The 20,320-nt window shown below is 70.4% G+C and carries 15 protein-coding genes; 3 read left to right on the forward strand and 12 right to left on the reverse strand.

Going from position 1 to position 20,320, the window contains the following annotated elements; genetic code table 11:
- Position 1: 1 nt before the first annotated feature.
- The 7 genes from F6J85_RS09490 to F6J85_RS09520 all read right to left on the reverse strand — a co-directional run bounded on the left by F6J85_RS09490 (position 2) and on the right by F6J85_RS09520 (position 10,371).
- Positions 2-391 carry a DUF4233 domain-containing protein gene (locus F6J85_RS09490; RefSeq protein WP_150924778.1) on the reverse strand — a complete coding sequence of 130 codons (390 nt, stop codon included), beginning with the start codon at positions 389-391 and terminating at the stop codon, positions 2-4.
- The gene (locus F6J85_RS09495) at positions 388-1,740 is read right to left on the reverse strand and encodes a bifunctional folylpolyglutamate synthase/dihydrofolate synthase (RefSeq protein WP_150924779.1); all 1,353 of its coding nucleotides are present in this window, start codon (positions 1,738-1,740) and stop codon (positions 388-390) included. The genes F6J85_RS09490 and F6J85_RS09495 overlap by 4 nt, the downstream gene beginning before the upstream one ends.
- Positions 1,737-5,192: an isoleucine--tRNA ligase gene (gene ileS, locus F6J85_RS09500; RefSeq protein WP_150924780.1), complete on the reverse strand. Its 3,456-nt coding sequence runs from the start codon at positions 5,190-5,192 to the stop codon at positions 1,737-1,739. The genes F6J85_RS09495 and ileS overlap by 4 nt, the downstream gene beginning before the upstream one ends.
- A 227-nt stretch (positions 5,193-5,419) precedes the next feature.
- Entirely contained in the window at positions 5,420-6,940 is a 1,521-nt protein-coding gene (locus F6J85_RS09505; RefSeq protein WP_150924781.1) for a dipeptide ABC transporter ATP-binding protein, read from the reverse strand.
- The gene (locus F6J85_RS09510) at positions 6,937-7,749 is read right to left on the reverse strand and encodes an ABC transporter permease (RefSeq protein WP_150924782.1); all 813 of its coding nucleotides are present in this window, start codon (positions 7,747-7,749) and stop codon (positions 6,937-6,939) included. Before F6J85_RS09510 ends, F6J85_RS09505 begins: the two co-directional genes overlap by 4 nt.
- Positions 7,746-8,720, reverse strand: coding sequence for an ABC transporter permease (locus F6J85_RS09515; protein ID WP_150924783.1), 975 nt, complete (start codon positions 8,718-8,720; stop codon positions 7,746-7,748). The genes F6J85_RS09510 and F6J85_RS09515 overlap by 4 nt, the downstream gene beginning before the upstream one ends.
- Before the next feature lie 40 nt (positions 8,721-8,760).
- Complete coding sequence (locus F6J85_RS09520) at positions 8,761-10,371, reverse strand: ABC transporter substrate-binding protein (RefSeq protein ID WP_150924784.1); 1,611 nt, start codon at positions 10,369-10,371, stop codon at positions 8,761-8,763.
- Positions 10,372-10,736: 365 nt separating this feature from the next.
- Here F6J85_RS09520 and valS point away from each other — a divergent pair, with 365 nt between their 5' ends.
- Both valS and F6J85_RS09530 read left to right on the forward strand, forming a co-directional pair.
- Positions 10,737-13,307 (forward strand): valine--tRNA ligase, encoded by a 2,571-nt coding sequence (gene valS / locus F6J85_RS09525; RefSeq protein WP_150924785.1) that lies wholly within the window; start codon positions 10,737-10,739, stop codon positions 13,305-13,307.
- Positions 13,307-13,558, forward strand: coding sequence for a hypothetical protein (locus F6J85_RS09530; RefSeq protein ID WP_150924786.1), 252 nt, complete (start codon positions 13,307-13,309; stop codon positions 13,556-13,558). Before valS ends, F6J85_RS09530 begins: the two co-directional genes overlap by 1 nt.
- Here F6J85_RS09530 and F6J85_RS09535 read toward each other — a convergent pair.
- The 3 genes from F6J85_RS09535 to F6J85_RS09545 are packed head-to-tail and all read right to left on the reverse strand — an operon-like array spanning position 13,555 to position 15,701.
- On the reverse strand, positions 13,555-14,862 hold the full coding sequence (locus F6J85_RS09535) for an MFS transporter (protein ID WP_191906808.1): 1,308 nt from the start codon (positions 14,860-14,862) through the stop codon (positions 13,555-13,557). The genes F6J85_RS09530 and F6J85_RS09535 overlap by 4 nt on opposite strands.
- Before the next feature lie 7 nt (positions 14,863-14,869).
- Positions 14,870-15,085 (reverse strand): hypothetical protein, encoded by a 216-nt coding sequence (locus F6J85_RS09540; protein ID WP_150924788.1) that lies wholly within the window; start codon positions 15,083-15,085, stop codon positions 14,870-14,872.
- A 1-nt stretch (position 15,086) separates the two neighbouring features.
- Entirely contained in the window at positions 15,087-15,701 is a 615-nt protein-coding gene (locus F6J85_RS09545) for an ArsR/SmtB family transcription factor (RefSeq protein WP_150924789.1), read from the reverse strand.
- 76 nt (positions 15,702-15,777) lie between these two features.
- On the opposite strand from F6J85_RS09545, the gene F6J85_RS09550 reads away from it, so the two are divergent.
- A complete protein-coding gene (locus F6J85_RS09550; RefSeq protein ID WP_150924790.1) occupies positions 15,778-17,829 on the forward strand; it encodes a M3 family metallopeptidase in 2,052 nt (683 codons plus the stop codon).
- Positions 17,830-17,838: 9 nt separating this feature from the next.
- Here the strand turns inward: F6J85_RS09550 and F6J85_RS09555 are convergent, their stop codons facing one another.
- A complete protein-coding gene (locus tag F6J85_RS09555) occupies positions 17,839-18,957 on the reverse strand; it encodes an epoxide hydrolase family protein (protein WP_150924791.1) in 1,119 nt (372 codons plus the stop codon).
- 37 nt (positions 18,958-18,994) lie between these two features.
- Positions 18,995-20,263 carry an ATP-dependent Clp protease ATP-binding subunit ClpX gene (gene clpX, locus F6J85_RS09560; RefSeq protein WP_150924792.1) on the reverse strand — a complete coding sequence of 423 codons (1,269 nt, stop codon included), beginning with the start codon at positions 20,261-20,263 and terminating at the stop codon, positions 18,995-18,997.
- Positions 20,264-20,320 lie beyond the last annotated feature (57 nt).

A 20,320-nucleotide genomic window follows, 5' to 3' on the forward strand; every position in this document is an offset into this window, starting at 1 on the left:
TTCATTCTCCGTTCGAGGTTCCGTGCGAGGCGGCGGCGTTGCGCCGATCCAGAGCCGCCCCCTTGATGGTCGCATACGCCCACATGCCGCCGAAAATGAGCGCCACGAGCCCCAGGGCCGGAAGGAGCAGAGCGCCCAGGGCCAGGATCAGCTGCAGCACCCACCCGACCGCGATGGCCCAGCGGTGGCGCAGCATGCCCGCGGTGATGACCATCAGGGCGGCCAGGACACTGCCGCCCACCACGGCCCACCACGGCTCGATCCCCGGCGGCACCTCCTTGAGCCCGAACACGACGAGGCCGCCCAGGAAGACGACGATCGACTCGAACCCGAGGACGACCGCCCCCAGTGATTCCGCCGCGCCCCGGCGCCGCCGAACGCGCGACGTCATGCCTGCCACCCGTCTTTCCAGCCTTCGACCTCGGCAACCCTCAGGGCCTCGCCGGCCAGCACGACCGAACCGGCGATCACGACCGCCCGGCGATCGGATGCCGCGGCCCACTCACGCGCCGCGTCCGCGGCGTCCTCGACCCCGTGGTGCACGGTGACGGCGAGACCGGCGGCTTCGGCCAGATCCGCCAGGGAATCGGGGTCGCTCGCGCGCTCCGAATCCGGTGCGGTCGCGAACAGGTGTGCGGTGACCGGGGCGAGCGTCTCGACTATCCCGGATGCGTCCTTGTCGCCCAGCACTCCCAGCACGACACCCCACTCGTCCACATCGAACGATTCCCGCAGGGCCGTGACCAGCGCACGTGCGCCGTGGGGATTGTGGGCGGCGTCCACGAGCACCGTGGGGTGGGCGCCGACCAGCTGCAGGCGACCGGGAGAGGTCACCTGCCCCAGGCCATCGCCCACGACCTCCTCGGTGAGCGGCTGGGAGGCGCCGCCGATGAGCGATTCCACGGCGGCGATCGCCAGTGCGGCGTTGGAGCCCTGGTGCGCGCCGTACAGCGGCAGATACTCGTCCGCATACGTGCCGGCGAGGCCCCGCACGGAGATCTGCTGTCCGCCGACGGCCAGGCGCTGCTCGGCGAGGGCGAACTCGTCCCCCTCGAAGGCGATCGTCGCGCCGCGGGATGATGCGGCCTCGCGCAGCACGCGTGCGACGGCCGCATCCTGCTGGGCCGACACGACGGCCGCACCGTCTTTGATGATCCCCGCCTTCACGCGCGCGATCTCGGTGAGCGTCGACCCCAGCCGATCGGTGTGGTCCAGATCGACCGGGGTGATCACGGCGACGTCGCCGTCGGCGGTGTTCGTGGAATCCCACGACCCGCCCATGCCCACCTCCAGGACGAGCACGTCGACGGGGGCGTCGGCGGCCACGACGAAGGCCAGGACCGTGAGCAGCTCGAAGAACGTCAGCGGCGCATCACCGGCGGCGATCAGCTCCGCGTCGACGAGGTCCACGAACGGGGTGATCTCGTCCCACGCATCGGCCACGGCGGCGTCGGAGACCGGTTCGCCGTCGATCAGGATCCGCTCGGTGAAACGCTCCAGGTGCGGGCTCGTGAACATGCCGGTGCGAAGGCCCAGCGCACGCACGAGGCTCTCGATGATGCGGCTGGTCGACGTCTTGCCGTTGGTGCCGGTGATGTGGATCACCCGGTAGGTGCGCTGCGGATCGTCGAGCAGCTCGAGCACGCGGCGCGTGCGCTCCACGCGCGGCTGCACCCACTGCTCACCCTGTCGCTGCAGCAGCGCGGCGTACACCGCGTCGGCGCGTGCGCGGTCGTTCATGCGTTCTCCTCCATTGCCAGCCGGGTCACCCCGACGCGGAACGCGCCGGTGTTGGCGAAGGCGCCTGCGGCGAACTCGCCGGTGTGGTCGGCGTCGGCGTCCGGCGTCGAGCGCAGCGTGCCGCGTGCGAGCACCGTGGCCCCGCCGGCGACCACGCACGCTTCGCGGGCGAGGGTCTCCCCCGCGATGTCGGCGACGTCGAAGGCCGTCGTCACCGCGGCCGCATCGGCATCGTCGTCGAACGCGAGCACGAGACGGATGCGGTCACTGACATCGAAGCCCGCCGCCTTCCGCGTGTCCTGCACGGCCCGGATGACGTCCCGCGCGAGCCCTTCGGCCTCCAGCGCCTCGTTGGTCGTGGTGTCCAGGACCACGAAACCTCCGGTGGGCAGCACAGCCAGCGCCTCGCCCTCTGGGCGGCCCGCCGTCTCGACGAGGAGGTCGTACTCGCCCGGCTCCAGCGCGATCCCCCCGGCCGTCACGACGCCGTCGACCTCCTGCCACTCGCCCGACCGCGCGGCCTTGATCGCCTGCTGCACGAGCTTGCCCAGGCGGGGTCCGGCTGCCCGCGCGTTCACCGTCAAGCGGTGCGAGATGCCGTACTCGGCCGCCGTTCCCGGCTCCAGCTCGATCAGATCCACGCGCTTGACGTTGAGCTCGTCGCTGAGGATGCCCTCGAACTGCCGCAGGGAGTGGGCGTTGGCCATCACGACCGTCAGCCGCGGCAGCGGCAGCCGGACGCGCTTGCCCTCCTTCTTGCGCAGGGCGTTGGCCACGCGCGAGACCTCGCGCACGGCATCCATCGCCGAGCGGATGTCTTCCGCGCCGGCGAAGGCGGCCGCATCCGGCCAGTCGGCCAGATGCACGCTGCGACCGCCGGTGAGGCCCTGCCACACCCGCTCGGTGACCAGGGGCAGGAGGGGGGCGGCGACGCGCGTGAGGGTCTCGAGCACCGTGTAGAGCGTGTCGAACGCTTCGGTCGAGGACGGGTCGTCTTCGCTCACTCCGAGCCAGAACCGGTCGCGCGAGCGGCGGATGTACCAGTTGGTGAGCACCTCGCCGAAGTCGCGCAGCCGCTCGCACGCGGTCGTGGAATCCAGTCCGTCCAAGTCGGCGGCGACGTCTCGCACGAGCTCGCCGGTGAGGGCGAGGATGTAGCGGTCGAGCACGTCGGTGGAGTCCGTGCGCCACACCGCCTCGTACCCGTCGGTGCCCCCGGTCCCCGAGCCTGTCGAGGGGCCTGCGGCGTTGGCGTAGGTCGCGAAGAAGTACCACGCGTTCCACAGCGGCAGGAGGAACTCGCGCACGCCGGCACGGATGCCCTCCTCCGTGACGACCAGATTGCCCCCGCGCAGCACGGAGCTTCCCATCAGGAACCAGCGCATGGCATCAGAGCCGTCGCGGTCGAACACCTCGCGAACGTCCGGATAGTTGCTCAGCGACTTCGACATCTTCTGCCCGTCGCTTCCGAGCACGATCCCGTGCGCGGAGACGGCCTTGAACGCCGGCCGGTCGAACAGCGCGGTCGACAGGACGTGCATGACGTAGAACCACCCGCGCGTCTGCCCGATGTACTCCACGATGAAGTCCGCCGGCGCGTGCTCATCGAACCACTGCGCGTTCTCGAACGGGTAGTGCACCTGCGCGAACGGCATCGACCCGGAGTCGAACCAGACGTCGAGCACGTCTTCGATGCGCCGCATCGTGCTGCGCCCGGTCGGGTCGTCGGGGTTCGGACGGGTGAGTTCGTCGATGTACGGCCGGTGCAGGTCGACATCCCCCTGCTCGTTGCGCGGAAGCCGGCCGAAGTCGGCCTCGATCTGGGCGAGGGAGCCGTACACGTCCACGCGGGGGTAGGCGGGGTCATCGCTCTTCCACACCGGGATGGGCGAGCCCCAGTACCGGTTGCGGCTGATGGACCAGTCGCGGGCGCCTTCGAGCCACTTGCCGAACTGCCCTTCCTTGACGTTCTCCGGCGCCCACGTGATCTGCGCGTTGTTCTCGATCAGGCGGTCCTTGATGTCGGTGACCCGCACGAACCAGCTCGAGACCGCCTTGTAGATGAGGGGGTTCCGGCACCGCCAGCAGTGCGGGTAGGAGTGCTCGTAGCTCGCCTCGCGAACGAGGCGCCCGCTCTGGCGCAGGAGCCGGATGAGCGGGGTGTTGGCATCCATCCACAGCATCCCGGCGACATCGGCCACCTCCGGCAGGAACCGCCCGCCGTCGTCGAGGGAGAGGATCGTCGGCAGCCCTGCCGCATCCGCGAGGCGCTTGTCGTCCTCACCGTACGCGGGCGCCTGGTGGACGATGCCGGTTCCGTCGGTGGTGGTGACGTAGTCGTCGGCGACGATGTGCCACGCGTCGTGCGTGCCCCACTGGTCGGCGTCGGCGTAGTAGTCGAAGAGCCGGTCGTAGGCGACGCCGGCCAGCTCGGCACCGAGCACGGTCTGCTCGACGGCGGCCGCGGCGTCCTCCGCCGAGGCGTAACCGAGGTCTTTCGCGTAGCCGGGGAGGAGGTCTTCGGCCAGCAGGTACCGGTGCGCCGAGGTCTCGATGGCGTCGTCGGCCTCGCCGCCGGGCGTGCGGTGCACATCGGCAGCTCCCGCCGGGCCACCCGGCACCACGACGTAGCGGATGCCGGGACCCACCGCGAGCGCGAGGTTGGTCGGCAGCGTCCACGGCGTCGTGGTCCACGCCAGTGCGCGGACGCCGGTGAGTCCGAGCACCTCGGCCTTGGCCCCCACGAGGGGGAAGGTGACGGTGACCGACGGGTCTTGACGGGTCTTGTAGACGTCGTCGTCCATGCGCAGCTCGTGGCTGGACAGCGGCGTCTCATCGCGCCAGCAGTAGGGCAGCACGCGGTAGCCCTCGTAGGCGAGCCCCTTCTCGTGCAGCGACTGGAACGCCCACAGCACCGACTCCATGTACGTGGTGTCGAGCGTCTTGTAGCCGCGCTCGAAGTCGACCCACCGCGCCTGGCGCGTGACGTAGTCCTGCCACTCGTGCGTGTACTCCAGCACCGAGGCGCGGGCCTTGGCGTTGAAGGTCGCCACGCCCATCCGCTCGATCTCGTCCTTCTCGGTGATCCCGAGCTGCTTCATCGCCTCCAGCTCGGCGGGCAGACCGTGCGTGTCCCACCCGAACACACGGTCGACCTTCTTGCCGCGCATCGTCTGGAACCGCGGGAACACGTCCTTGGCGTACCCGGTGAGCAGATGGCCGTAGTGCGGCAGCCCGTTGGCGAAGGGCGGGCCGTCGTAGAACACCCATTCCTCGGCGCCGTCGCGCTGGGCGATCGACGCGCGGAAGGTGTCGTCATCACGCCAGAACGCGAGCGTGTCGGCCTCGATCGCCGGGAACTTCGGGCTCGGCACGACGGCGGCCACGGCCGCCGGCTCCGGGCTCGTGGATGCATCGGCAGCGGGTCCGAACGCGGACTTCGGGTAGGTCATGTCTCTCCAGCAGGTCGGTGTTCACCTGCGAGGACGACCCTTGCGGACCGCGGTACCACCCCGCGTGACTTCCCCGGCGGTTCGCGCCGAGAGGAGCCCTCTCTCACTGCGGCTGTGACGGGCCTGACCCGCTCGGTTCTACTGAGGGCCGATCGCCCTGTTCTTCCGAGAGCTCCCCGGTGATGGCCGGATCGATGCTCGTGTCCACGATTGTACCCGCCCGAGGGCTACCGCGCGGCGAGCAGCTCCCGCGTGAACGGATGCTGCGGCACGGCGAACACCGCAGCCGTCGCGCCCGCTTCCACCACCGCGCCGTCCTGCATGACGACGACCTCGTCGGCGACGGAGGCCACCACGTCCAGGTCGTGGGAGACGAACAGCATGGTCAGGCCCCGCTCCTGCTGGAGCCGGTGCAGGAGGGCGAGCACACGTTCGCGCACGGTCGGGTCAAGCGCCGAGACCGGTTCGTCGAGCACGAGGATGTCGGGGGCGGGCGCGAGCGCGCGGGCGATCGCGGCGCGCTGACGCTGTCCGCCCGACAGCTGCGCGGGGCGGCGGCGGGCGAGGCCGGGGTCCAGGCCGACCTCCGCGAGGAGAGCCGCCACCGCCGCGGGACGCTCCGCTCGCGGCACGCCTCCGGCCGCCAGCGCCTCACGCAGCGATCGCCCCACACTCCATCGCGGATCGAAGGCGCCCAGCGGGTTCTGGTGCACGAACTGCACGCGCCGCCGCAGCGCGGCGTCGTGTCCGCTCCCCCACTCCACCCCGCCGATGCGCACCTCACCGGCGTCCGGGCGCGTGGCACCGACGATCATGCGGGCCAGCGTGGTCTTACCCGACCCCGACTCCCCGACCACGGCCAGCGTGCGCCCGGCGGGCACCTCCAGCGAGACGTCGCGCACGGCAGGGCGGTCGAACGTTTTCGAGACGTGACGCACGGTCACCGCCGGCGGCCCGTCCGCAGTCGACACCGCGCGCGGCTCGTGGCGCGCCGCATCCACGAGCGCGCGCGTGTACGGATGCCGCGGGTCACCGAGGACGTCGGCCGCGGTCCCCGTCTCCACGAATCCGCCCTCCCGCATGACCGCGATGCGATCGGCGACGCGCCGCACCGCGGCCAGGTCATGGCTGATGAGGACGACCGCGACCCCGCCGTCGGCGATGCCCCGCAGAAGGTCGAGCACGCGCGCCTGCACCGTCGCGTCCAGCGCCGTGGTCGGCTCGTCGGCGATGAGGATCGCCGGCTCCGCTGCCAGGGCGGAGGCGATCAGCGCGCGCTGACGCTGCCCGCCCGACAGCTCGTGGGGGTACTGGCGGGCGCGTCGCCGGGGTTCGGGCAGGGCCACGTCGGCGAGCAGATCGTGCACGCGGGCACGGCGGGCAGCGCGGCGCATGCCGGGCTCGTGCAGTCGCAGCGGTTCGGCGACCTCGGCACCGATGCGTCTGAGCGGGTCCAGAGACACCAGCGCATCCTGAGACACCAGCGCGACGCGTGCGCCCCGCATCCGTCGCCACCCTCGTTCGCCGAGGGTGCGCGCGTCGACGCCGTCGACCTCGAGTTCGTCGGCGGTGACGACGGCGTCGGCGGGGGTCAGCCCCAGCAGCGCGCGGGCGGCGAGCGTCTTGCCGGCGCCGGATTCCCCGACGATCGCCAGGCACTCCCCCGGCGCGACGTCCAGATCCACCCCGTCCACGACGACGGATGCTCCGAACGACACGCGCAGGCCGCGCACCCGCAGGCCCGTCATGGCGTCCGCCCGTCCGCGCGGGCCCGGAGGGTGCGGCCGAGGACCGTGGCGGCCACGACCGTGAGCGTGATCGCGGCACCGGGGAAGACCGCGACCCACCATGCCTGCCCCAGGACGTTGCGACCGCCGGAGAGCATCAGTCCCCACTCGGGGGTGGGCTCGGTCGGCCCCAGGCCCAGGAAGCTCAAGCCGGCTGCGGCAAGGATGCTCGAACCGATGCCGATCGTGGCCAGCACGCTCAGGGCCCCCAGCACCGCCGGCAGCACGTGGCGTGCGAACGCCCTCGGTGCGGGCACGCCGAGGATCCGCGCGGCCTCGACGTGCTCGGCGGTGCGCAGCGTCCGGGTCTGCGCGCGCGCGAGCCGCACATAGACGGGGATCGCGGCGATCGTCACCGCGATCGCTACGTTGGCGCCGCCCGGGCCGAGGATCGCCACGACCACAAGGGCGATGAGGAACTCCGGGAAGGCCAGCAGCACATCAGTGGCACGCATGGCCACCGCATCCACCAGTCGCGGCGAAACGCCCGAGAGCGACCCGATCACGAGGCCGATCGTCAGTGCCAGGCCCGTCGCCAGCAGACCGATCCCGAGAGACCGCGACGCGCCGTGGACGACGCGCGAGTACACGTCGCGACCGCTCTGGTCGGTGCCGAAGAAGTGCTCGGCGCTGGGCGGGAGCAGCGCCTGCGTCACGTCGGTCTGCAGGGGATCCTGCGTGGCGAACAACTGGGGGGCGATCGCCATCAGCGCCGCCGCGCCCAGCACGGCGGCGGCGGCACCCACCAGCACCCGCGCGCCGACGCTCATGCCACGCTCCGCACGCGTGCCGCGGTGGTGCCGGCGTCGCGCAGGCGCGGATCGAGGATCGGGTAGAGCACTTCGACGACCAGCGTGACGACGACGAACACGAGAGCGCTCAACAGGATGATCCCGGTGATCACCGGCAGGTCGCGGTCGGTGATGGCGGAGAGGGTGACCCTGCCCAGGCCCGGCCGGGCGAACACCGTCTCCACCAGCACCGCCCCGCCCAGGAGCGACCCCACGAAGTATGCCGCGAGGGTGACAGCCCCCGTCGCGCCATGGCGCAGCGTGTGGTGCACCGTCAGCCACGCCGTGCCCGCACCGCGTGCCCGCACGGTCGTGGCGAAGGGCTGCCGCTCGGCCGCTTCGATGCCGTCCCGCAGCACCTGTCCGAGCAGGGCCGCCACCGGGAGGGCGAGCGTCACGGCGGGGAGGACGATCGTCGCCGGGTTCCGCGTGCCCGACACCGGGAACCATCCGAGGCCGAATGCGAACACGCTCAGCAGCACCAGCCCGATCCAGAACACCGGGGACGACAGGACGATCAGCTCCACGGCCGCGACGGTGCCCCGCGCGACGCGCCCGCGCGCCAGGAGCGCGACCACCAGCGCCAGCATCGCCGCCACGGCGAGCGCCGTCGCCGTCAGCTGCAGGGTGGGCGCCAGCTGACGGCCGATGACCTCGGCCACCGGCATCCGCAGCTGGTACGACTCCCCCAGGTCGCCGCGCAGCAGCGCGCCGAGGTAGGCGACATACTGCTCGAACGGCGGGCGATCCAGGCCCAGATCGGCGCGGATCGCGTCCTTCACGGCGTCGCTCACCTGCGCCTGCGGTCCGAGCATGACCTCGACCGGATCGCCGGGGATGAGCCGGAAGGCGACGAAGGCGAGCGTCGCCGCACCCCACAGCACCACGACGACGGAGACGGCCATGCGGCCCAGGCTCGCCAGCACGCGCGTTGCACTGCCGGTGGTCATCGTCTCCTCCGCGCCGGGTGCCCGCGACGCCGTCAGCGGGTCAGCCCAGGGTGACGTCGTAGAACAGCGGGCGCCCGTACAGATCGTAGGTGAGCCCGGAAACGGTCTCCCCCACGGCCGTGATGAGCGACGGGCTGTACAGCGGGACGATCGCCACGTGCTGGGCGTTCCACTGCTGGAGCTGCGCGTAGATGTCGGCGCGCGCATCCGGGTCGGTGGTGGCGATGCCCTGTGCGAGCAGGGCGTCCACGGCGGGGTCGCTGACCTGCGAGGCGTTCTGGAACCCGTCGGTGGCCAGGTGGCTGCGGAGGAGATCCGGGTCGACGCCCGAGAACCCCCAGTCCGTCAGGTCGAACGTCTTCGGACCGTACTGCTCGTTGTAGGCGCCCGGCTCGAGCACTTCCCGCACGATCTCGAACCCGACCGCCTTCAGGTCGGACTGGATGGCGTTGGCCAGCGCCACGCGGTCATCGGGGACCGGCGTCCACGCGATCCACCGCGCCGACAGGCGCGTGCCGTCCTTCACGCGGTAGCCCTCGGCGTCGCGCGCGGTCCACCCCGCCTCATCCAGCAGCCTGCCGGCCTCGTCGGGGTCGAACTCCCACGTCCCCTCCAGCGACGCGTCGTACGCGGGCGTGGTGGATCCGAGGATGCTCCACGCGCGCGGGAACTGGCCGTGGAAGATCTCCGTCACTGCGGTGTCCACGTCGATGGCGCGGGAGAACGCCTGGCGCACGCGCTCATCGGCGAAGACGCCGTACGCCTCGTTGAGGTAGAGGGAGTACGGCAGGCCCGGGTACTCCACCGAGTCGACCGTGAGGGAGTCCGGCAGCTCCGCGGCGAGGTTCGGCGGGATGTTGCTGGCCAGATCCGCCTCGCCGCTTTCCACGACGCCGGCGCGCACGGCCGCCTCGGGCAGGATCTCCACGCGCAGCGTCTCGAACTGCGCCGCATCCGCGCCCGACGGTCCCCACGCGTAGTCCTCGTTGCGCGTGTACACGATCTCCTGATCGGGGGTGTACTCGGTGAGCTCGAACGGCCCCGTGCCCACGGTGATCCCCGGCCCGCCGGCCTTCAGCTGGTCGGCGGATTCTTCGAGCACCGCCGGGGAGTAGAACCCGAGCAGCGCCGTACTCGCCGCCTGCAGGAACGGGGCGTACGGCTGCGTGAAGCTCACGCGGACGGTGTCCTCGTCCACCACCTCGGTGCCGGCGTAGAACTCGCCGCCGAGCATGCTCGCCGCCTGGGCGGATGCCGTCTCGGGGTCGGCGATGCGGTCGAAGTTCGCCTTCACCGCGGTCGCGTCGAAGACCTCGCCGTCGTGGAAGGCGACGTCATCGCGCAGCGTGAACACGTACGCGGCGCCGTCGTCCTCGATCTCCCAGTCCTCCGCGAGCCACGGCGAGAAGGTGCCGTCGGGCTCCTGGTGCACGAGCGAGTCCAGGACGACGCGCTGGATCATGGCCGAGACATCCAGCTGGCTCGTCTGCGGATCCATGTGCCCGGCCGAGAGGTTCGCGCCTTCGATCGCCCAGACCACCTCACCCCCGCCATCCGCATCCCCTCCGGAGCCGGCGCACGAGCTGAGGGTCACTGCGGCGACGGCGGCGAGTGCGACGGGCAGGAGCCGACGCGAGCGGGAGAAGGGCATCGTGGACCTCGAGACGAAGAAGGGGCGGGTCAACCGTATCCGGTTTCTGGACGCAGTCGATCAACGCATCCTCCCGTCCCCGCATTCCCCCCTGCTCTCCCCTTCCCCCTCTCCTCCCTCCCGCCGCCTCGCGCCGCCGCCCGTGGCCTCAGCGAGCGGAGGAGATGTCGGCAGCGGAGGGCCGATCGGGTCGAATCCCCCCTCCCTTCCCGACACCCCCTCCGCTCGGCGCGTTCCCACGGCGGCCCGCTCGGGGGGCGCGGGCCGGGGAGCGGGCCGGAACGCGGCAGCGGCCGAACGGTAGAATCGGAGCGATCCCACACTCAGGCACGCTCACACAGTGCCGCACATATGGAGGAGACCCCATGGCCGACGCGCACATCCCCGACAAGCCCGCCCTGGAGGGTCTCGAGCAGAAGTGGGATGCGGCGTGGTCCGCGCAGGGCACGTACCTCTTCGACCGCGCCCGCGCCCTCGAAGCGGGCCGCCCGGGCGTGTTCTCCGTCGACACACCTCCGCCCACCGCATCCGGCAGCCTGCACATCGGCCACGTGTTCAGCTACACGCACACCGACGTGAAGGTGCGCTTCGAGCGCATGCGCGGCAAGACCGTGTTCTACCCGATGGGCTGGGACGACAACGGCCTGCCCACCGAACGCCGCGTGCAGAACTACTACGGCGTGCGGTGCGATACCTCCCTGCCGTACGACCCCGACTTCACGCCGCCCTTCCGCGGCGACGCGAAGAGCCTCAAGCCGGCCGATCAGATCCCGATCAGCCGTCGCAACTTCATCGCGCTGTGCGAGCAGCTGACCCTCGAGGACGAGAAGCAGTTCGAGGATCTCTTCCGCCAGCTCGGCCTCTCGGTGGACTGGACCCAGACCTACCGCACGATCTCCGACGACACCATCCGCACGAGTCAGCTCGCGTTCCTGCGCAATCTCGACCGGGGCGAGGCGTACCAGTCGATGGCCCCGACGCTGTGGGACATCGACTTCCGCTCGGCGATCGCCCAGGCCGAACTGGAGGATCGCGATCAGCAGGCGTCGTACCACCGCGTCGCGTTCCACAAGACCGACGGCTCGGGCGACATCCTCATCGAGACGACGCGTCCGGAGCTGCTTCCCGCGTGTGTCGCCCTCGTGGCCAACCCGGACGACGAGCGCTATCAGCCGTACTTCGGCAAGACGGTGCGCACGCCCCTGTTCGATGTCGAGGTCCCGGTGCTCGCGCACCCGCTCGCGCAGAAGGACAAGGGCACCGGCATCGCGATGATCTGCACCTTCGGCGACGTCACCGACATCATCTGGTGGCGCGAACTCGACCTTCCCAACCGCACCATCCTCGGCAAAGACGGTCGCGTGCTGACCGAGGCTCCGGAGGTCATCGCGACGGATGCGGCCAAGGCGGCGTACGCCGAACTCGCCGGCAAGACCGTGTTCAGTGCCAAGAAGCGCGTCGTGGAACTCCTGCAGGAGTCGGGCGATCTGCTCGAGGTGTCCAAGCCCTTCACCCACCCGGTGAAGTTCTACGAGAAGGGCGACCGCCCGCTCGAGATCGTCTCCACGCGGCAGTGGTACCTGCGCAACGGCGCTCGCGACCCGAAGCTGCGCGAGACGCTCATCGAGATGGGACGCGGCATGGGCTGGCACCCCGACTTCATGCGCGTGCGCTATGAGAACTGGACCAACGGCCTCACCGGTGACTGGCTCGTCTCGCGTCAGCGGTTCTTCGGCGTGCCGATCCCGGTCTGGTACGCGCTGGACGAGAACGGTGAGCGCGACTACGACCGTGTCCTGACGCCCGATCCCGCGCGGCTTCCCGTCGACCCGACGACGGATGCGCCGGACGGCTACACCGAAGACCAGCGCGGCGTGCCGGGCGGGTTCGAGGGCGAGAAGGACATCTTCGACACGTGGGCCACGTCCTCCCTCACCCCCCAGCTGGCCGGCGGATGGCAGCGCGACGAGGAGCTGTGGAACCTCGTGGCGCCGTTCGACCTGCGCCCGCAGGGGCAGGACATCATCCGCACGTGGCTGTTCTCCACGATGGTGCGCAGCGTCCTGGAGGATGACCGTGCCCCGTGGACGGATGCGGCCATCTCCGGGTTCATCGTCGACCCCGACCGCAAGAAGATGTCGAAGTCCAAGGGCAACGTGGTGACGCCCGCCGACATCCTCGACGCACACGGCACCGACGCGGTGCGCTACTGGGCCGCATCCAGCCGCCTCGGCGCCGACGCGGCGTTCGATCCGCAGAATCCGACGCAGGTGAAGATCGGTCGCCGCCTCGCGATCAAGCTGCTCAACGCCGCGAAGTTCGTCCTGTCCTTCCCCGTGCCCGAAGGGGCAGAAGTCACGCACGCCCTGGATGCGTCGATGCTCGCGTCCCTCGACCAGGTGGTGCGTGAGGCGACCAAGGCGTTCGACGCATACGACCACGCGCGCGCCCTGGAAGTGACCGAGGCGTTCTTCTGGACGTTCTGCGACGACTACCTCGAACTGGTGAAGGAGCGGGCATACGACCGCACGGATGTCGGTCAGGCCTCGGCGGCCCTCGCCCTGCGCACCGCCCTGTCCACCATGGTGCGACTGTTCGCCCCGGTGCTGGCCTTCGCCGCGGAGGAGACGTGGTCATGGTTCAACGACGGGTCGGTGCACACCTCGGCGTGGCCCGAGCCGCTCGGCATCGACGGCGACCCAGCCGTCCTGTCGGCCGTCGGGGAAGCCCTCATCGGCATCCGGCGAGCGAAGACCGAGGCGAAGGTCTCGCAGAAGACCTCGGTCGCCTCGATCACGATCGCTTCGCCGCGTGCCGACGCCCTGCGCCTCGCCGAGGGCGATCTGCGGGCAGTCGGCCGCATCGAGCAGCTCGAGATCGTCGACGCGGAGACGACGTCCGTCGTCGCCATCACGCTGAGCCCGCAGGAGGACTGATGCAACTCGGAACCCGTTGGAGCATGGGTGAGCGTCCCCCGGCAGCCGTGCCGGAGGCGCTCCACGAGCAGATCGCCGCCGTTGAGCGGCTGCTCCCGGCCGACCAGCTGGCGCACCAGCCCACCCCCCGCTGGACGCTCACGTGGCTCGAACACCGGCCCGTCGCCGAGCTGGACACCGGCGTGATCGTCACGGTGGGCCGCGACGGAGAGGTCGTCGTCCGCAAGGACGACGACACCGGGATCTCTTAGTCCCCAGTCACGGATGCGGCGTCGGCCTCGGCGCCGGCCTCACGCGTGCCGCGGATCAGGAGCCGTGCGCTCACGAGCGCGGCGACGAGGACGATGCCGGCGGCGATGGCGAACGGCAGACGCAGATCGAACCGCGCCACCCACCCGCCGATCACCGTCGCGATGGGGAATAGACCCCACGTCAGCATGCGGTTCACCCCCAGGACGCGTCCGAACAGGTGACCCGGAACGATCTGCTGGCGCAGCGCCCCCCACGGCACGTTCCAGAGCGAGACGGCGAAGGCGAACACGGCGTAGGATGCCGCGGCGGGCAGTGGCCCCGGCGCCAGCCACGTGCAGGCCAGACCGACGGCGCACACGAGGTTCGCGCTGAACATCACCGCGCCGCGTCCGAACCGCTCCACGAGGCGGGCTGCCACGAGGGCACCGAGGAGAGCGCCGACGCCGATCCCCGCCGTCACGAAGCCGATCGCCGCGGGCGGCACGTGCTGTTCGTCGAGGAAGTAGAGCACCATGGTGGCCTGCGCGAACGTCAGCGCGGAGCCGATCACCGAGGTGAAGACGACCATGGCCCGCAGGTACCGGTGACGCCACAGGTAGCGGATGGCCTCGCGGGCCGGGACGGAGGCGGGGGGAAGCGGCGCGGCGACCGGGGTGGCGGCGGGTCCCGTCGTCTCCACGTCGGGCGCGGGAACAGGTCCCCGCAGCGGCCGCGCAGCGGATGCGGGCAGCAGCAGCGCCAGGAGCACGGGAACGACGAACCCGACCGCGCCGGCCCACAGCGGCACCGTGATGGCCACCCCGAACAGCACGCCGCCGACGGGCGCAGCCACGAAGCCGTCGATCGTCACCTGCGCGGTCTGGATGCGCCCGTTGGCGCGATCCAGCTGGTCGCGCCCGACCACGCCGGGCACCACGGCGTTGGTGGCGTTGTCGAACAGGGTCTCCCCCAGCCCGAACAGCAGCGTGCCGATCAGCAGCGCGGTGATGTCGAGCGCACCCCACAGCGCGTACAGCGCAAGCCAGAGCGCCACGGCGGCGCGCAGCCCGTTGGCGATCGCCATGACGATACGGCGGTCGAAGCGATCGACGATCATGCCGGCGGGAAGGCCGAAGACCAGCCACGGCAGGAATGACACCGCCGCCAGCAGCGCGATCAGCAGCGGGTCGTCAGTGAGCGTCGTGGCCACCAGCGGGACGGCGATGCGCCCGATCCCGTCGGCGAGGTTGCTGAAGGCGGCGGCCGTCCACAGCTTCCCGAAATCCGGCCCGAGCGGCCTTCGCCGAGAATCGCGGACGGACATGGTCACGTCACCGCGGAAGGAGGCCCAAGTGCACCGCGGCGGCATGCTCGTGCATGCGCGGCATCCGACCGGCAGACGGTTCCGCGGGCGCGGCGGAGCGCTCGGCCCGCGCGCGGATGCGGGCCTGGGCGACGCGCTCCAGCTCGCGGGCGAGCCACAGGAGCAGCCGATCGGCAGGCGACGGCGCGAGCGCACGAGGGGTGGGCGATGCGAGGGAGGTCATCTCAGGCTCCTTCCGGGGGCAGCGGGAACACGTCGGAGCGGATCGTCACGGGGCGCACGTCTTCGCCCTGCTGATCGCGATAGGTGTCGACGGTCTCGTCGATGATGGTCTGGATGCGGCTGGTCAGAGCCGCCAGCTGCGCGGAGGTGAGGCGCGCGGTCCCGGTGGAGATCATGGACGCCCCGCGCCACTCTTCCGGCTCCGTGTCCATGGCCGTGGCGATCCACGCCATGAGCTGCTGGTGGCGCCGGTTGAGGGTCTCGGTCATGACCACCTGCATGGCGGCGCGTCCCGCCGGCGTGCGCGCCGCTTCGGGCCCGGAGAGCTCCACGCCGCCCACCGGGCGCTCCCACCACCGCTCACGGCCGGTTCCGCGCCCGGTCACCTCGCGGATGAGGTCCTGCCGTGCCAGTGCGCGCAGGTGGTAGCTGGTCGCTCCGGAGGATTCACCGGTGAGGGCCGCCAGGGAGCTGGATGTCTGCGGGCCGTACTGGCTCAGGATGTCGTAGATCTGCACGCGCAGTGGATGCGCCAGCGCACGCAGGGCCCCCGCATCCAGAATGCGATTGGGACGCTCGGGGCCGCCTTCTGCTTCGGTCGTCGTCTCGCTCGCCATAATGCAAAGGTACCTTTGCATAGATTGTTTTGCAACCCTCTCTTTGCATACTCACCCCCACGGCTACGCTGGCGGGATGGATCGCACCAACCCCGTCCTCGCCGAGAGCCCCCTCCCCCACGGCCTGCCCGATTACTCCGCGATCCGGCCCGAGGACTATCTCCCCGCATTCGAGCACGCCTGCGCCGTGCAGCGGACCGAGGTGGACCGCGTCGCAGCCCAGCCCGCCTCCCCCACGTTCGAGAACACCATGCGCGCCCTCGAGCTCAGCGGAGAGCTGCTCGAGCGCGCTGCCCACACCTTCTACACCGTGGCCTCGGCCGACGCCACCGCCGAGATCCAGGAGATCGAGGAGACCCTCGCACCCCTCATGTCGGCGCACCAGGACGCTATCGTCCTGGACGCGCGCCTGTACGCCCGGATCAGCACGCTGCACGAGGCCCTCGGCGAGAGCGCGGGGACGGATGAGGAGCGCTATCTCGTCGAACGCTGGTTCCGGGAGATGTCGCGGGCGGGGGCGGGGCTGGACGATGCGGCCAAGGAGCGCCTGATGGCGCTGAACCAGCGACTGTCGGTGCTGACCACGACGTTCGAGAAGAACCTCCTCGCCGACACGAACGAGCTGGCCGTCGTCTTCGAGGACGCCGCCGATCTCGACGGGCTCACCGCCGGGGAACTGTCAGCGACCGCACAGGCCGCCACCGAGCGCGGGCTCACCGGCACGCACGTCGTGACGCTGACGCTCTCCACGGGTCACCCCTATCTGTCCTCTCTCACGGTGCGCGAGAGCCGTCGCCGCATCCTCGCTGCATCCCGCGCGCGGGGCGCACGGGGCAACGCGCACGACAACCGCGAAGTGCTGCGCGAGATCGTGCGCCTGCGCGCCGAGCGGGCCCAGCTCCTCGGCTACCCGGACCACGCGGCGTACGTCACCGCCGACGAAACCGCAGGGTCGCCGGAGGCCGTGCACGCGATGCTCCGCCGCCTGGCGGTGCCGGCCGCGCGCAATGCCCGCCGGGAACAGGAGAAGCTGCAGGCGATCATCGACGGCGAGTCCGTGCCGTTCGCGCTCGAGGCGCACGACTGGGCTTTCTACACGGAGAAGGTGCGGGCCGCCGAGTACGACCTCGACACCGCCGCTCTCCGGCCGTGGTTCGAGGCCGAGCGCGTCCTGCGCGACGGCGTCTTCTTCGCCGCGGAGCAGCTCTACGGCATCGGGTTCCGCGAACGCGACGACCTGCACGCCTACCACCCGGATGCGCGCGTGTTCGAGGTGTTCGAGCCGGACGGCTCATCCCTCGGGCTGTTCGTCCTCGACCTCTACACACGCGACACCAAGCGCGGCGGCGCGTGGATGAACTCGATCGTCGCGCAGTCCGAGCTCCTGGGCACGACGCCGGTCGTGGTCAACAACCTCAACGTCTCCAAGCCGGCGCCGGGCACTCCCACTCTCCTCACGCTCGACGAGGTCACGACGCTCTTCCATGAGTTCGGACACGCCCTCCACGGCCTGTTCGCGCGTGTGACGTATCCGCACTTCGCCGGCACGGCGGTGTTCCGTGACTTCGTCGAGTTTCCGAGCCAGGTCAACGAGATGTGGATGTTCTGGCCGGAGGTGCTCGCGAACTACGCGCGCCACATCGAGACCGGACAGCCGCTGCCCGAGGACGTCGTGGACCGGCTGCACGCGTCGGAGGCGTTCAACCAGGGCTTCGCCACGAGCGAGTACCTCGCCGCATCCTGGCTCGACCAGGCGTGGCATTCCCTGTCGCCGACGGCGGCCGGGGAGAGCATCGACGTCGGCGCCTTCGAGGCTGCCGCTCTCGCCGACATCGGACTGGACAACCCGGTCGTCCCACCCCGGTACGCCTCGACGTACTTCGCCCACGTCTTCTCCGGCGGATACAGCGCCGGGTACTACTCCTACATCTGGAGCGAGGTGCTCGACGCCGACACCGTGGAATGGTTCCGCGAGAACGGCGGGCTTCGCCGCGAGAACGGCGACCGGTTCCGGCAGCGCCTGCTGGGGGTGGGCGGTTCGAAGGATCCGCTGGAGGCGTATCGCGACTTCCGGGGACGGGATGCCGACATCCAGCCGCTGCTGGAGCGACGGGGTCTCACGGACTGACCGCGAACGCTAGGGCGCGGCGAGCTCTCCGACGAACGATCGCACACGCGCGGCCAACTCGTCGGGGATCTCCGCCGCGGTGAAGTGGCCTCCGGCGGACAGCCGCTCGAACACGCGCAGATCGCGGTAGAACCGACGTGCGAGCACTTCCGGGTAGTCGTGCTCGTGCCGCTGGATGAACACCGCGGCCGGCACATCGGTCGGGGCCATCGGACCCGGTTCGTCGGCCCCCTCGTAGTAGGGGCGGAACGACGTGCCGATGGACTGCGTCACCCAGTAGATCATCGCCTCCGTGAGGAGCCGGTCGCGCCCGATTCGCGTCTCGATGGCGCGCGGGTCGCCCGCGGGCACATCGGCCCACTCGACGGTCTTCTCCACGATCCACGACAGCAGTCCCGCCGGCGAGTCGTTGAGTGCCGCGGCGAGGGTGTCGGGTCGCGTCGCCTGGACGTGCCCGTACGCGCCGTGGGGGCCGTGGTCGGCGGCGAGGCGCGCGAAGAACGCCTGCACCTCGGGCTCGGTCGCCGCGTCGCGCTCCTCCTGCGTACCGAAGTGCGCGTGCGTCGCGATGATCCCGAGCACCGCGTCCGGATGTGCCGAGGCGAGCAGGTCGTTGACGTTCGCCGATACGTCCTCGCCATATGTCACGTACCGCTCGTATCCCAGCGCCTCGGTCATGAGAACGTGCATCGTATGCGCCAGACGCTCCTCGGTCATCGGCGCGTCGGGATACGGCGAGGAGAATGCGAACCCGGGGAAGCTCGGCACGACGACATGAAAGTCGCGCAGGCGGTCGGCGAAGTCCAGCTGCAGGGCGAACGTGTGGGGCCACCCGTGCATGACGAGCAGCGCCGGGGCGTCAGGATCCTCCGCGCGCAGATGGACGAAGTGCACGCGTGCGCCGTCGATGTCTGCCGTGAACTGGGGGTGCGCATTGAGCTCGGCTTCGCGGGCACGCCAGTCGAAGGTCGACCATGACGCCACCAGCTCACGCAGGTACTCGTCGGTCATCCCCGAAGGCATGCGGCGGGGCGAGTCGGGCAGGAACCGAGTGCGGGCCAGCCGCTCGCGCAGATCGGTCAGCACCTCGTCGGGGACGGAGATGCGGAACGGTGAAACGGGGATCATGCGTCCACGCTAGAGGCGGCCGCCGACACCGCGACGGTCAGGCGCTCTTGCGCTTCTGGTGCAGGACGAGCGTGGGCGCGGCACCCTCGTCGACGGCGGCGCGCGTGATGATCACCTTGGCCACGTCGTCGGCCGAGGGGATGTCGAACATGATCGGACCGAGCACATCCTCGAGGATGGCCCGCAGACCGCGCGCGCCCGTCTTGCGCCCGACAGCGAGGTCGGCGATGGCACGCAGGGCCTCTTCCTCGAACTCGAGCTGCACCCCGTCGAGCTCGAACATGCGCTGGTACTGCTTCACGAGGGCGTTCTTGGGTCCGGTGAGGATCTCCATGAGCGCGTCCTGATCGAGCGGGTGCACCGAGGCGACGACGGGCAGACGTCCGATGAACTCCGGGATGAGACCGAACTTGTGCAGGTCTTCGGGGAGCACTTCGCTGAAGAGGTTGAGGTCGCCGCCCTTGTCGTGCAGCGGCGCGCCGAATCCGACGCCGTGCTTGCCCACGCGTGAGGAGATGATGTCTTCCAGCCCGGCGAATGCTCCGGCGACGATGAACAGCACGTTCGTCGTGTCGATCTGGATGAACTCCTGGTGCGGGTGCTTGCGCCCACCCTGGGGCGGCACCGACGCGACGGTGCCCTCGAGGATCTTCAGGAGCGCCTGCTGCACGCCCTCCCCCGATACATCGCGCGTGATGGAGGGGTTCTCCGCCTTGCGGGCGATCTTGTCGACCTCGTCGATGTAGATGATGCCGGTCTCGGCGCGCTTCGTGTCGAAGTCGGCGGCCTGCAGGAGCTTGAGGAGGATGTTCTCGACGTCTTCGCCCACGTAGCCCGCCTCAGTGAGCGCGGTGGCGTCGGCGACGGCGAACGGCACGTTCAGGCGCTTCGCGAGCGTCTGGGCCAGGTAGGTCTTGCCGCAGCCGGTCGGGCCGAGCAGAAGGATGTTGCTCTTGGCGATGTCGACGTCTTCGGCGCGCTGCTCGGCGGGCTGGAGCGTGCCGTGTGCGCGGATGCGCTTGTAGTGGTTGTACACCGCCACCGACAGCGCCCGCTTCGCGGGGTCTTGGCCGACGACGTATTCCTCGAGGAAGGAGAATATCTCACGGGGCTTGGGCAGATCGAAGTCGGAGACCACGCCGGAGGAGGACTCCGCCATCCGCTCCTCGATGATCTCGTTGCACAGCTCGACGCACTCGTCGCAGATGTAGACGCCTGGCCCCGCGATCAGCTGCTGGACCTGCTTCTGGCTCTTCCCGCAGAACGAGCACTTGAACAGGTCGGCGCTCTCACCGATGCGTGCCATGCGCTCCTCCTCATCCCGTGCAGGACCTTGGTCCAGGGTGTATCGAGCCTAACCGCT

Source organism: Microbacterium lushaniae, from assembly GCF_008727775.1.
GTDB classification, from domain to species: Bacteria; Actinomycetota; Actinomycetes; order Actinomycetales; family Microbacteriaceae; genus Microbacterium; species Microbacterium lushaniae.